11 protein-coding genes and 2 pseudogenes are annotated in these 12,855 nt (G+C 70.2%); 7 read left to right on the top strand and 6 right to left on the bottom strand.

From position 1 onward, the window contains the following. The gene (locus tag ACFU7D_RS12310; protein ID WP_378867363.1) at positions 1-552 is read left to right on the top strand and encodes a CGNR zinc finger domain-containing protein; all 552 of its coding nucleotides are present in this window, start codon (positions 1-3) and stop codon (positions 550-552) included. Here ACFU7D_RS12310 and ACFU7D_RS12305 read toward each other — a convergent pair. Further along, complete coding sequence (locus tag ACFU7D_RS12305; RefSeq protein WP_378867361.1) at positions 534-1,820, bottom strand: SLC13 family permease; 1,287 nt, start codon at positions 1,818-1,820, stop codon at positions 534-536. The two genes, ACFU7D_RS12310 and ACFU7D_RS12305, sit on opposite strands and share 19 nt — an antisense overlap. Positions 1,821-1,921: 101 nt before the next feature. Here ACFU7D_RS12305 and ACFU7D_RS12300 point away from each other — a divergent pair, with 101 nt between their 5' ends. The 4 genes and pseudogenes from ACFU7D_RS12300 to ACFU7D_RS12285 all read left to right on the top strand — a co-directional run. Next, complete coding sequence (locus tag ACFU7D_RS12300; RefSeq protein ID WP_378730124.1) at positions 1,922-2,869, top strand: sensor histidine kinase; 948 nt, start codon at positions 1,922-1,924, stop codon at positions 2,867-2,869. Next, positions 2,866-3,528 carry a response regulator transcription factor gene (locus tag ACFU7D_RS12295; RefSeq protein ID WP_091047850.1) on the top strand — a complete coding sequence of 221 codons (663 nt, stop codon included), beginning with the start codon at positions 2,866-2,868 and terminating at the stop codon, positions 3,526-3,528. The genes ACFU7D_RS12300 and ACFU7D_RS12295 overlap by 4 nt, the downstream gene beginning before the upstream one ends. A 1-nt stretch (position 3,529) precedes the next feature. Beyond that, a pseudogene (locus tag ACFU7D_RS12290) lies at positions 3,530-4,291 on the top strand (pyridoxal phosphate-dependent decarboxylase family protein); the annotation flags it as partial. Between the two features lie 73 nt (positions 4,292-4,364). Next, positions 4,365-4,925 (top strand): annotated as a pseudogene (locus ACFU7D_RS12285) (pyridoxal phosphate-dependent decarboxylase family protein); the annotation flags it as partial. Here the strand turns inward: ACFU7D_RS12285 and ACFU7D_RS12280 are convergent. Continuing rightward, positions 4,849-6,285 carry a serine hydrolase domain-containing protein gene (locus ACFU7D_RS12280; protein WP_378867358.1) on the bottom strand — a complete coding sequence of 479 codons (1,437 nt, stop codon included), beginning with the start codon at positions 6,283-6,285 and terminating at the stop codon, positions 4,849-4,851. The pseudogene ACFU7D_RS12285 and the gene ACFU7D_RS12280 sit on opposite strands and share 77 nt — an antisense overlap. 44 nt (positions 6,286-6,329) lie before the next feature. Here ACFU7D_RS12280 and ACFU7D_RS12275 point away from each other — a divergent pair, with 44 nt between their 5' ends. Continuing rightward, complete coding sequence (locus ACFU7D_RS12275; RefSeq protein ID WP_378867356.1) at positions 6,330-6,959, top strand: TetR/AcrR family transcriptional regulator; 630 nt, start codon at positions 6,330-6,332, stop codon at positions 6,957-6,959. A gap of 1 nt (position 6,960) precedes the next feature. Here the strand turns inward: ACFU7D_RS12275 and ACFU7D_RS12270 are convergent, their stop codons facing one another. The 4 genes from ACFU7D_RS12270 to ACFU7D_RS12255 all read right to left on the bottom strand — a co-directional run bounded on the left by ACFU7D_RS12270 (position 6,961) and on the right by ACFU7D_RS12255 (position 12,210). After that, positions 6,961-8,652 (bottom strand): FAD-dependent oxidoreductase, encoded by a 1,692-nt coding sequence (locus ACFU7D_RS12270; protein ID WP_378867354.1) that lies wholly within the window; start codon positions 8,650-8,652, stop codon positions 6,961-6,963. 27 nt (positions 8,653-8,679) lie between these two features. Continuing rightward, on the bottom strand, positions 8,680-9,471 hold the full coding sequence (locus ACFU7D_RS12265; protein WP_378867352.1) for an alpha/beta fold hydrolase: 792 nt from the start codon (positions 9,469-9,471) through the stop codon (positions 8,680-8,682). Between the two features lie 17 nt (positions 9,472-9,488). Beyond that, entirely contained in the window at positions 9,489-10,277 is a 789-nt protein-coding gene (locus ACFU7D_RS12260) for a hypothetical protein (protein ID WP_378730142.1), read from the bottom strand. Positions 10,278-10,431: 154 nt separating this feature from the next. After that, positions 10,432-12,210, bottom strand: a complete 1,779-nt coding sequence (locus ACFU7D_RS12255; protein ID WP_378867350.1) for a 3-hydroxyacyl-CoA dehydrogenase family protein — start codon at positions 12,208-12,210, stop codon at positions 10,432-10,434. A 61-nt stretch (positions 12,211-12,271) separates the two neighbouring features. Here ACFU7D_RS12255 and ACFU7D_RS12250 point away from each other — a divergent pair, with 61 nt between their 5' ends. Further along, the gene (locus ACFU7D_RS12250; protein WP_378867348.1) at positions 12,272-12,778 is read left to right on the top strand and encodes a polyketide cyclase; all 507 of its coding nucleotides are present in this window, start codon (positions 12,272-12,274) and stop codon (positions 12,776-12,778) included. Positions 12,779-12,855 lie beyond the last annotated feature (77 nt).

Here is a 12,855-nt window from a genome sequence, read left to right as displayed (position 1 = left end):
ATGGTTTTCACCCATGACACGGACGTAAGCCTCCAGGCCGCCGCCGCGCTGGCGAACACCCTGGCCATCTCCCCCGGCTCGGTCGACGAGCTGGCGACCGTCGCCGCCCTCGACGCGTTCTTCGCGGCGTACGACTTCACGGGGCGGCACGACCGCGACCGCGCCGAGCTCGACGAGGTCCGCGCCCTCCGCGCCAGGGTGCGCGAACTGCTCACCGCCGAGCGTGACGAGGCCGTGCGGCTGGCCAACGAGCTGCTCGCCGAGCACAGCGCCACCCCGCAGCTGGTCCGCCACACGACGTACGACTGGCACATCCATGCGACCGAACCCGACGCGCCGCTCGCCACCCGGATCGCCGTCGAGACCGCGATGGCCATGGTCGACGTCATCCGTGCCGACGAGCTGTCCCGGCTCTCGATCTGCGACGACGAGGGTTGTGCAGGCGTGGTCGTCGACCTCTCCCGCAACCGCTCCAAGCGCTACTGCTCGGCCACCTGCACCAACCGCAACGCCGTTGCCGCCTATCGGGAGCGTCAGGCGAGCACGAAGTAGCGGAGGGCTACGTAGACCCAGGCCACGGCCAGCGTCACGATCGTCACCACGATGCCGTACCTGGTGAACTTCCAGAAGCTGATCGGGTGGCCGGCCTTGGCGGCGAGCCCGAGCACCACCACGTTGGCGCCGGCGGCGACGGCGGTCGTGTTGCCACCGAGGTCCGCGCCGAAGACGAGGGCCCACCACAGCGGGCTGTCGGCGCCCGAGGACGGCGTCGAGGCGACCATCTCCTCCACGATCGGCACCATCGCCGCGGTGTAGGGGATGTTGTCGACGAAGCCGCCCACGACGGCCGAGCCGATCATCAGTCCGGTCACCCCGGCGAGCTCGTTGTCGCCCATCAGGTCGGCGGCGTACGACCCGAGAGAGCCGATCACACCGACCTCGACCAGGCCGCCGACCAGCACGAACAGCGCCATGAAGAAGGCCAGCGTCGACCACTCGACCTCCTCCAGGAACGCCTCGGTCCGGGTCTGGGAGACGACCACCATCGCGCCGGCGCCGAGCATCGCGACCATCGACGGGTCCAGGTGGAGCTCGGTGTGCAGGCCGAAGGCGAGCATCACCAGGGCCAGTACGGCCAGGCAACGGTAGAGCAGCCCACGGTCGTGGATCGCCGAGGAGGGCGGCTCGATCAAGCCGTCCAGGTCGACCCGGCCACGGAACTCACGCCGGAAGAGCACCCGGACCAACCCGACCAGCACGACCAGCAGGATCAGGCACAGCGGCAGGGAGTGGATCAGGAAGTCGTCGAAGGTCAGGTTGGCCCGGCTGGCCACGATGATGTTGGGCGGGTCCGCGATCAGGGTCGAGGTGCCGCCGACGTTGGCGGCCAGGATGAGTGAGATCAGGTAGGGCATCGGGCGCAGGCCCAGCCGCTCGCAGACCGACAGGGTCACCGGCGTGACGAGCAGCACGGTGGTCACGTTGTCGAGGATCGGCGAGAGCGCCGCGGTGACCAGGATCAGCAGCGTCGCCAGCCGGGCCGGACGGCCGCCGGAGTGCTTGACCGCCCACAACGCGAGGAACTCGAACAGGCCCGTCTGTTTGAGGACACCGACGATCACCATCATCCCGAAGAGCAGGAAGATGACGTCCCAGTCGACCCCGGTCTCGTGACTGAAGAAGGCCGACTCGGCGTTGATGATCCCGAGCGCGACCATCGCGGCGACGCCACCCAGGGCGGCGGCGACGCGGTGGACGCGCTCGGTGGCGATGAGACCGTAGGTGACGATGAAAACGGCCACCGCTGCGTACACGATCATGCGTTGAGCTCCATGCCATCGACTCTCCGTGACAGCACTCCGGATCCGAATGGGTGCTGCCACCCATAAGTCCAGGCCAGAGGACATGTCAGGCTTGCTGCATGAGCCATCTACCCCTCTACTGGAGGGTCTGCCTGACCAACGGGACGGTCTTCTGCGTCGGCACCCTGGTCCTGGCGCTGTCCCCGGCCCGGGTCTCGGAGCGCGTCCTGGCCTCGGAGGCGGTGATCCTGGCGGTCGGGCTGGCCGCGATGGCGACCCTCAACGCGCTCCTGCTGCTGCGCAGCCTGGCGCCGATCGACCGGGTGATCCGCACGATGGACTCGGTGGACCACCTCTCCCCCGACCAGCGCCTGACGACGGAGGGCAAGGGCGCGGGCGCCCGTCTGGTGGCGAGCTACAACGCGATGCTCGAGCGGCTGGAGACCGAGCGGAGCACGAGCAACGCCAAAGCGCTGGCCGCGCAGGAGGCGGAGCGCCATCGGATCGCCCAGGAGCTCCACGACGAGGTGGGTCAGTCGCTCACCGTGGTACTCCTGGGGCTCAAGGGGCTGGAGCGACAGGTGCCGGAGGAGGTACGCCCCGAGCTCGCCGCCGTGCGCGAGTCCGCGCGCACCGGCATCGACGACGTACGCCGCGTCGCCCGGCAGCTACGGCCGGGCGTGCTCGAGGACCTCGGCCTGCACGCCGCCCTGGCCTCGCTGGCCACCGACGTCGGCGCGCTGGGCCGCACGACCGTACGCCGCACCACCGGCCGCGGGCTTCCCGAGCTGCCCCAGGACCGCGAGCTGGTGATCTACCGCGTCGCCCAGGAGGCGCTCACCAACGTCGTCCGCCACGCCCACGCCGCCACCGCCGAGCTCTCCTTGTGCAAGGTCGGCGACAAGGTCGTCCTCACCGTCTCCGACGACGGCCGTGGCAGCGCCGCCCTGGTGGCCGGTGCCGGGATCAGCGGCATGCGGGAGCGGGCCCTGCTCGTCGGTGCCGACCTGAGCGTGACCAGCACGCCCGGCCGCGGCACCACCGTCCGTCTGGAGGTACCGCTGTGACTCCCACGCCCGCAAAGATCCGGATCCTGCTGGCCGACGACCACACCCTCGTCCGCCGCGGAGTCCGCCTCATCCTCGACGCCGAGCCGGACCTCGAGGTGGTCGCCGAGGCGGCCGACGGGGCCGAGGCCGTCGCCGCGCTGCGCGACGTCGAGGTCGATCTGGTGATCCTCGACGTCGCCATGCCCCGCATGACCGGGCTGCAGGCCGCGCGCACGATCGCCCGGATGCGTACGCCTCCGAAGATGCTGATGCTCTCGATGCACGACAACGAGCAGTACTTCTTCGAGGCGCTCAAGGTCGGTGCCAGCGGGTACGTCCTCAAGTCGGTCGCCGACGAGGACCTGGTCAAGGCGTGCCGCACCGCGATGAGCGGCCAGGCCTTCGTCTACCCCGGCGCGATGAGCGCGCTGGTCCGCGACTACCTCGACCGGCTCAACCGCGGCGAGAGCCTGCCGCGCACGGTGCTGACCGAGCGCGAGGACGAGGTGCTCAAGCTCATCGCCGAGGGCCACTCCACCCGCGAGATCGCCCGGGAGCTGACGATCTCCTACAAGACCGTCGAGCGGCACCGCGAGAACATCCTCGCCAAGCTGGGACTCCGCGATCGCACCCAGGTGACCCGCTACGCCATCAGAGCAGGCCTCATCGAGCCCTGAGATGTCCTACCGTCGAAGGATGGACCCACGGCTCGACACGGACCTCGCCGGAATGCCCGATCTCCTCGACGCGGTCCAGGACTACGCACACGACATCATCGCCGGACTCGACGACCGGCCGGTGGCCTCGCCCGCCCGGCCGCCCTCCGCCGAGCGGCTTCCCGCCCGGGGCGCCGGCGGCGAGGCGGCCCTCCGCCACTTCGGGACCCGCTGGGCACCGGGGTTCTCGGGGAGCGCCGGCCCCCGCTATCTGGGATTCGTCACCGGCGGGGCGACTCCGGCTGCGGTCGCCGGCGACTGGCTGACCTCGGTCTTCGACCAGAACACCATCACCGTCCAGGACTCCGCGGCGAGCGCCCTGGAGCGGGAGACGGTGCGCTGGATCCGGGACCTGCTGGACCTCCCCGACAGCTTCAGCGGAGCGTTCGTCACCGGCGCCACGATGTCGAACCTCACCGGCCTGGCCCTGGCCCGTGAGTGGGTGGGCGACCGGCTCGGGGTGTCGGTCTCGGCCCAGGGCGTCGCGGCGCTCGGCCCCGTCGCCGTGCTCTCGGGCGCCGCCCACTCCACCGCCTCCAAGGCCCTGTCCGTGCTCGGCCTCGGCCGGGACAGCCTCCGCCCGGTCGCGCTCCTCCCGGGCCGCGAGGCGGTCGACATCGACGCGTTGCGAACCGCGCTGCGGGAGCAGGACGGCCGGCCGGCGATCGTCGTGGCCAACGCCGGCACCGTGAACACCGGCGACTTCGACGACCTGGGCGCCATCGCCGACCTTCGCGACGAGTTCCCGTTCTGGCTCCACGTCGACGGCGCCTTCGGGGGGGGTCGCGGCGCTCTCCCCGCCCCACGCTCACCTCGTCGAGGGTCTCGCCCGCGCCGACTCGGTCTGCGTCGACCTGCACAAGTGGCTCAACGTGCCCTACGACTCGGGCATCCAGCTCACCCGCCACCAGGACCTGCAGGCCCGGGTATTCAGCAACGCCTCCGCCTACATCGGGTTCCCCGACGCCGAACCCGACTTCGTCCATCTGACCCCGGAGAGCTCACGACGCCTGCGCGCCCTGCCGGCGTGGTTCACCCTGTACGCCTACGGCCGCGACGGACACCGCGAGATCGTCGAGCGGACCATCGCCCTCGCCCGCCGAGTCGGACGGCAGCTGGCGGAGATCGACGGTGTCGAGCTGCTCGCCCCGGTCCGGCTCAACATCGTGTGCGTGAAGGTCCCCGGCGACCCGGCCGACCTCGCCCGCCGTATCGCGGAGACCGGCGTGACCTTCGTGACCCCCACGGTCCACCAGGACACTCCCGCGCTGCGCCTGGCATTCAGCAACTGGCGTACGTCCGAGGCGGATGCTGACCGGATCGTCGAGGTGTTCCGGCGGCTCCTGTCGGACGGATAGCCCACGAGGCGGCCGCGAGCAGGAACGTCACGCTGCCTGCCACGACTGCGATGGCGAGGTCGGGCAGCCAGGTGATCGCGAAGCCGAGCGTCACGCCCAACAGACGTGGCAGCAGCGCCAGGCCCACCGCGGCCGACCCGGCCGCCGCTGCGAACGCCCACCTGAGCCGCGACGAGATCGGGTGGCGGCGCGCGACCAGCATGAGCACCAGGCCGACCGGGAGGAGGCCGCTCAGGAGCCAGGGCGCCGCTGACAGCAACGGGTCACCCGCCCTGACCGTCGCGGACCTCCCGCCCATGATCTCGTCGATGTCCGCGGCCGCCGCGCTCAGACTCGGTGCGCGCTTCTCCGCGTAGGAGTTGGCCAGGACGACGACCGCCCGATCCTCGCCGGGGATCAGGGAGACGTGGGCGAAATAGCCGGGGGTGGCACCGGTGTGGTGGACGCGGCGGCGATCATCACCATCGATGCTCCAGCCGTAGCCATAACCCCGTCCCGGCCCGGTGACCTCCTGAATGCTCCACGCCTCGCCCGCGAGGTCGCGCGGCAGCACCTGACCCGCGAGCTGCGCGCGGACGTACGTCACCAGGTCGTCGAGCGTCGAGACCACATACCCGTAGGGCGCACCGGACTCGTCGAACCCGGGATCGTAGGCACGTGTCCACGCCCACCAGTGGCGGTGGCCTGCGGCGAGCGTCGAGGCACCGTCCGCGTCCGCGGCCGTGCGGGTCATCCCGAGCGGCTCGAAGAGGTCCTCTCGCGCGAGGGCCGCGAACGAGCTGCCCGTGACCTCCTCGACCAGAGCCCCCAGGACGAGGTAGTCGGCGCTGTTGTAGGCGTACTCCCCCGGCGTGCCATGATGCTCGAGGTCGCCGGCGGCCCGGCGCAGCGCCCCCGGCTCGTTGTCGAACCGCTCCGAGACGGCGAGCCCGTCACCGGCGGTGTAGCCGGCCGTATGGGTGAGCAGCTGACGTACGGTCATCGTCGGCGCGTCCAGCCAGGTCAGATACCGGTTCACCGGATCGTCGAGCCGGATCCGGCCGTCCTCGACCAGACCGAGCACCAGCGCGCTGGTGAAGGTCTTGGCGACCGAACCCACCAGGAAAGGGGTCTCCGGCGAGACCGGGTCCCCGTCGCCGTCCTCGCCCGAGAGGTATGTCCGCACCTTGTCACCGTCGACGACAGCGACTGCCGCGCCTGGCACGCCGTTGGCTTCGCGCCATTCCTCGACGTACGCCTCGACGGCGGCGTCCGGATCCGCCCGCTCCGCCGGATCCGCCGCCGAGGACGGCGGGGCCGTCACGACGATCGCCACCACGGAGGCGGCGACCGCACTTGTCAGAAGTCGAGAGATGTCCATGTCGGCGACAATAACCGTACGACCATATTGTTATCATCTGATTTGTGCCCAGAACCGCAGACCACGACGGCCGACGTGCCCAGATCACCACCGGCGTACGCGAGCTCGCCCTCCTCTCGGGGCTCGGCTCCGTGACTGTCGCCGGAACCGCCAAGGCCGCGGGCGTCTCCGTCGGGCTGGTGCAGCACTACTACGACTCCAAGGAGTCTCTGCTCGCGGACACCCTGAGCCGTCTGCTGATCGACATCGAAGTTCGCGTCGATGCGGCCATCACCCTGGCCGAGCGCGACCACGCCCGCATCGAGCACATGCTGGGCGCGGGGTTGCTGGAGCTGCTTCCGCTGAGCCCCGTCCACCGGGACGAGACCTATCTGAGGCACGCCTTCGCCGGGCTCGCCCTCGACAATCCGACGCTCGCCGAGCACCAGCGAGCCTTCGACCGGCGTTTCCGCGACCGGATAACCCAGGCGGTGAGGAACGGGATGGAGTGCGGAGAGGTCATCCCCGACACCGACAGCCTGCTCGAGGGAGAGGCGGCGTTCGCGCTGACCCAGGGGCTCGCCGCACGTCTGCTCCTCGACGGGCACGACGGCGCCAGGAACCGCGCGAAGGCTGCCATCGCCGCCCGGATGGCAAGCGTGTTCGTCGGCCCGTGCGCGAGGGAGTCCCAGTAGCTCAGGCGCCGAACTCCCGGGCGCGCAGCCGCGCCAGGTGGGCGTGCACCAGCGGGAGCACCGACGCCCCCTCGCCGCTCGCGGAGGCGACCCGCTTCATGGACCCGGCGCGTACGTCACCGACGGCGAAGACGCCCGGCACCGTCGTCTCCAGACTCGCGGGCGGGTTCCCGTCGACCCACGCCTCGCGAGGTACGTCGCGGCCGGTCAGGACGAACCCGTTCTCGTCGAGCGCCACGCCCTCCGCCAGCCACGAGCAGTCGGGTTCCGCTCCGAGCAGGCAGAACAGGCCGTCGGCGGACATCTTGGTGTCCTCGCCGGTGTCCAGGTTCTCCAGCTGCAGCCACTCCAGCCGGCCGTCGCCACCGCCGTCGGCGACGACGGTGCGGGGCTGAACCCGAATGTTCGACGTCGCGTCGATCTCACGCGTCAGATAGGCCGACATCGTCTCCGCGAGGTCGTGTCGCCGGACCAGGATCGTCACCGTGCTCGCGAACTTGGCGAGGTGGATGGCCGCCTGCCCGGCCGAGTTGCCCCCACCGATCACGAAGACGTCACGGCCCTGCATCTCGCGCGCCATCGACGTCGCGGCGCCGTAGTAGACACCCGCACCCACCAGGTCGTCCACGGCGGGCACCCCGAGCCGCCGATAGGTCACACCCATGGCGAGGACGACCGTACGAGCGCAGAACTGCGCGCCGCGCACGTGCACGTGCTGGTGCTCGGGCTCGTGGGCGGGGCCGGGTTCGATCCCGGTCGCCGGCCGTCCGGTGAAGAAGCGCGCGCCGAACCGGCTTGCCTGGATGCGGGATCGCTGGGCGAGGCGCATGCCCGAGATGCCGCGCGGGAAGCCGAGGTAGTTGCGGATCATCGAGCTCGACCCCGCCTGGCCGCCGATCGCGTCGCGCTCCACGACGACCGTCGCCAAGCCCTCCGACGCGGCGTAGACGGCTGCCGCGAGGCCCGCGGGACCACCGCCCACGATGGCCACGTCGGCGATCACCCCCTCGGGGATCTCGTCGAACCCGCCGTAGATGGCCTCGGCGGCCGTCGCCGCCGTCGCCCCGGAGACCACCCGACCCGTGAAGGTGCGGACCAGGGGCAGCCGTGCCCCCGGGCCTGCCTCCTCGATGAGCTCCTGTGCCTCGTCGTCGCTCGGCTCGAGGGCGCGATGCGGGAAGCCCATGCGGTCCAGCAGGTCGCGGACCGCCGCCGCGGCGCGGTCGCCGGGCTCGGCCACGACGTCGGTCACGGTCACCAGGGGCCTGCCCACCGACCAGCCCCACTCCGAGAGCAGCTCGATCAGCGCGGTGTGGAACTCCTCGTCCCGCGGGCCGCGCGGGATGAGCACGTAGGTGTCCATCTCCCGCTCCAGCGCCGCCGCACGCAGGTCTTCGAGTGCACCGGAGAAGTCCTCCCACGAGACCAGCGCGACACGGCGCGCCGTCGCCACGACCGCCGGCACCTGGCGCAGGAACTCGATCGAGGTGCCCTCGTCGAGCACATGCTCGGCGGCGACCATCGCGACCTGCGCACCCTCGGCCACGAGCACGCGTGTCCTGTCGAGCCCCGCGGCGAATCCCAGGACCGACTCGATCCGGTAGTCACGGTCGTACCGTGCCCGGAACTCCTGCTCGATGACGGCGGCGTGCTCGCCGCCGACCAGCACGATGACCGGCTTGTCACGCTCCATGCCGCACAGCGTAGACGCGCACGTGTCTCAGTCGCCGAGGAACTGGCGCAGCGCAGCGAGGAAGGTCTCCGGCTTCTCGGAATGGACCCAGTGACCGGCGCCCTTGATGGTCACCTTGCGGTAGCGCGGGAACCACTCCTTCATCGCCGGCGCGTAGTCGTCGGTGACGTAGTTCGACAGCTCCCCGGCCACCCACAGCACGGGTCCGTCGTAGGGCTCGTACGCCTTCAGCTCCTCGGTCGGCCAGGCGCCGATGCGGTCGAGGTCGCGGCCGAGGACGTCCAGGTTCATCGCCCAGCGCCAGCCGTCCCCGTCGCGGCGCAGGTTCTGCAGCAGGAAGCCGCGGACCGTCGGGTCGGGGACCGCCTCCTGCATCCCGGCATCGGCCTCCTCGCGGCGGGTGATGCGGTCCAGGTCGAGGCCCTGCATGGCGTCGACGTACGTCTTGAAGCCGCCGACGCGCTCGTAGACGACCGGGGACATGTCGGCCACGACGAGCTTCGCCACCAGCTCCGGGCGGGTGATCGCGAGCAGCATCGCGACCTTGCCGCCCATCGAGTGGCCGACCACGGTCGCGGGGTCGTCGGCCCCGTCATCAGCAGAGAGCAGCTCGGCGACCGCCGCGGTCACCTCGAGGTAGTCGAAGCTGTCAGGCTGCGGGGAGCGGCCGTGGTGAGGCAGGTCGACGAGCGTGACCCGATGCTTGTCGGCCAACTGCTTGCCGAGCGTGTTCCAGTTGCGTCCCTGTCCGAAGAGTCCGTGCAGGAAGACGACACGACTTCCGGCCTCGCCGAGCTCGAGCGTATGAAGTGGTGGCACCGGGGAAGCGTACGCCGCTAGAAATCGAAGCCGTCGAACATGTCGCCGATGCCGTCGCCGATCCCGCCGAACATGTCCCCCATGCCCTCGCCGATGCCGCCGATCGCATCGCCCATGCCCTCGCCGATCTCACCGAAGGCGTCGAAGCCGCCGAAGGCGCTGAACATCAGCCCGGCGAACATCCAGTCCATCGGCGAGAAGGCGCCGAAGTAGCCGGCGGCGTAGGGACGGTAGGCCGGGCCACCCTGCCAGTAGGGAACTCGCTCGTTGCCGACCATCACCTTGCGGGTGTCGGGCTCAGCGCCCGCCTTGACCCGCTCGGCGTCGAGCGCACAGGCAGGTACGTCACGGGTGGTGCCACCCGGCGGCGCCCAGGCCACGTCCTCGGTCGACAGTCCGTGGCGGGGGTCGAAGAAGCACGGCGGGCGACGCTTCGGCAGCGGCTCGCCGGCGACCCGCGCCTCGACGCACGCGATCGCATAGCGGCCGTCCTCGACGATCGTGGTGATCTTCTTGACGTCGTCGGGCTCGGTCATCTTGTCAACGGTGCGTTTGGCCGTCTCGTATTCGTCCAGCGCGCGCTGGTAGTCGGCGTTGGCGCCCTCGTCGAGCTCCTTGCCGGCCATGTCCAGGTCGAGCTTCTGCAGCTCTTCACCGAAGGCGGTCACGTCCTCGAAGGCGAGCTGCTTGACCGGTTCGAGATCGGCGCGCTGCTTTTCGAGCGCTCGCGCCTGCGAGCGCCTGCTGGTCACCACCACGGTCCCGATCACCGCGACGACGATGAGAAGTGCGATCAGAAGTCCCACGTCACCCAGCGTACTGCTGGGGTGGTCGGGGGTGTTCCTTCATCAAGGGATGCAGACGAAGGCACACATCCCGTGCGGAGTTCCGCACGGGATGTGTGCCTCGAGCTGCATACCCTTCGACAGGCTCAGGACACCGCCTTGCTGGAGGAACGCTTCAGCTGTAGTCGCGGAAGCCCTTGCCGGTCTTGCGACCGAGGTAGCCCGCGGTGACCAGGTGCTCCAGCAGCGGCGCGGGCGCGAAGCCCGGTTCGCGGAACTCCAGGTAGAGCTCCCGCTCGATGGCCAGCGAGACGTCGTTGCCGACCACGTCGAGCAGCTCGAACGGACCCATCGGCAGCGCACAGCCGAGCTTCATCGCGGTGTCGATGTCGTCGGCGGTCGCGTAGTGCCCCTCGAGCATCTTGACCGCGTCGTTGAGGTAGGGGAACAGCAGCGCGTTGACGATGAAACCGGCCCGGTCCCCGCACGAGACCGGCGACTTGCCGACCGTCGAGCAGAGGGCCCGGACGGTCTCGGAGACCTCCTCGGACGTGGTCACCGTGGAGACGACCTCGACCAGCTTCATCACCGGCGCCGGGTTGAAGAAGTGCATCCCGACGACGTCGGACGGCCGCTTGGTCACCTTCGCCAGCTCGATGACCGGCAGGCTCGAGGTCGTGGTCGCCAGGATCGCGCCCTGCTTGCAGATGTCGTCGAGGTTCTCGAAGAGCGTGGTCTTGATGGCCAGGTCCTCGGCGATGGCCTCCACGACGATGTCGACGTCGGCGAGGTCGTCCAGCGAGGTCGTGCCGGTCAGCCGGCCGAGGATCTCCGGCTTCGCCGACTCCTCCAGCTTGCCGCGTCCGATCGCCTTGTCGAGGCTCTTGGTGATCCGCGCCGCGACGCCGTCCACCTTGTCCTGGCTCCGGCCCACGTACGTCACGTCGTAGCCGCCCTTGGCGAAGACCTCGACGATCCCCGACGCCATCGTCCCGGTGCCGACGACGCCGACCTTGGTGACCTGACGGCGCAGCTCGTGGGTCGCGTCGGCGCTCGGGGTCAGCGCGTCCGGCACCACGACGGGTGAGTCGGCGGCCTCGTAGGTGTAGAAGCCTCGGCCCGACTTCCGCCCGAGCATCCCGGCGGTGACCATCTGCTTGAGGATCGGCGCGGGGGCGTGCAGCCGGTCGCGACCCTGGCGGTACATCGTGTCGAGGATCTCGTAGGAGGTGTCCAGCCCGATCAGGTCCAGCAGCGCCAGCGGCCCCATCGGGTAGCCGCAGCCCAGCCGCATCGCGGTGTCGATGTCCTCGCGGGTGGCGTAGTGGCCCTCGAACATCGAGACCGCATGGTTCAGGTAGCCGAAGAGCAGCGCGTTGGCGATGAAGCCGGCCCGGTCACCGCAGACCACCGGCGACTTGCCGAGCTTGCCGACGACCTCGCGAGCGTTCTCGAGCACCTCGGGCTCGGTCACCACGGTGCGTACGATCTCGACGAACTTCTGCACCGGCGCCGGGTTGAAGAAGTGCACGCCGACGACGCGGCCCGGGTGCTTGGACGCGGTCGAGATCTCGGTCACCGACAGCGAGGAGGTGTTGGTGGCCAGGATCGTCTCGGGGGCCACGATCTCGTCGAGGGTGGCGAGGATCGACTTCTTCAGCTCCAGCGACTCCACGACCGCCTCGACGACCATGTCGACGTCCTTGAGCGCCGTCGCGTCGGTGGCGAAGGAGATCCGGCCGAGCAGTGCCTCCTGCTCCTCCTCGCTGAGCTTGCCGCGCTTGACCGCGCGGCCCGTCGAGTGCGCCAGATGGGCCTTGCCGCGCTCGAGGCCCTCCTCGTCCCGCTCGACCCCGACCACGGTGAACCCGTTGCGGGCGAACACCTCCGCGATCCCGGCACCCATGGTGCCCAGGCCGACGACTCCGACTGTCTCGATCGTGCGCTCACTCATGCCCCGCATCCTGCCACGGTGTGATGCCAGGCACGCCAGGACGCCGCTAGATTCAGGCCTCGTGACCGACCAGACCCGGGAAGCCGAGCCCATCGAGGCCGAACGCATCGACGCCGAGCGGATCATCCCCGCCTCCCCCACCGACATCTTCGCCGTTCTCACCGACCCCGACGGCCATGTCGCCATCGACGCCTCCGGGATGCTCCAGTCCGCGGAGGGGTCGCGGGTGGGTGGGGTCGACGACCGGTTCGTCGTCCACATGGACCGCGAGGCCCTCGGCGACTACCCGATGGGCAGGTACGACGTCACCGTGGTCATCACCGGCTTCGAGCCCGACCGGTCGATCGAGTGGACCATCGACGGCACCATCAAGCCCCCGATCGGCCACCGCTTCGGCTACCAGCTCGAGCAGCTCGACTCCGGCGACACCCGCGTCACCTCCTACTGCGACTGGTCCACCGCCCTCCCCGAGTGGAAGCCGATCTTCCCGGTCATCGACCAGAAGTCCATCCGGGCCACCCTGGGGATCCTGGAACGAGCCGTACGCCGCGGCTACCCCAAACCCTGAGCCGAGGCGTCACCCCGGTCGGCCGAGGCGTCACCCCCGCAGGCCGAGGCGTCACACGCGCGAATCGAGCCGTCACC

Origin of the sequence: Nocardioides sp. NPDC057577 (assembly GCF_042801335.1) — a bacterium.
Taxonomy (GTDB): domain Bacteria; phylum Actinomycetota; class Actinomycetes; order Propionibacteriales; family Nocardioidaceae; genus Nocardioides.
The sequence above is the reverse complement of the archived record's forward strand: the minus strand, read 5'-3'. Positions and strand labels throughout refer to the sequence as shown.

Bases quoted from the DNA above. Each gene is read 5' to 3' on its own strand.
- ACFU7D_RS12310 (WP_378867363.1), top strand. From the start codon at position 1: ATGGTTTTCACCCATGACACGGACGTAAGCCTCCAGGCCGCCGCCGCG.
- ACFU7D_RS12305 (WP_378867361.1), bottom strand. From the start codon at position 1,820: ATGATCGTGTACGCAGCGGTGGCCGTTTTCATCGTCACCTACGGTCTC.
- ACFU7D_RS12280 (WP_378867358.1), bottom strand. From the start codon at position 6,285: ATGGACATCTCTCGACTTCTGACAAGTGCGGTCGCCGCCTCCGTGGTG.
- ACFU7D_RS12270 (WP_378867354.1), bottom strand. From the start codon at position 8,652: ATGGAGCGTGACAAGCCGGTCATCGTGCTGGTCGGCGGCGAGCACGCC.
- ACFU7D_RS12300 (WP_378730124.1), top strand. From the start codon at position 1,922: ATGAGCCATCTACCCCTCTACTGGAGGGTCTGCCTGACCAACGGGACG.
- ACFU7D_RS12255 (WP_378867350.1), bottom strand. From the start codon at position 12,210: ATGAGTGAGCGCACGATCGAGACAGTCGGAGTCGTCGGCCTGGGCACC.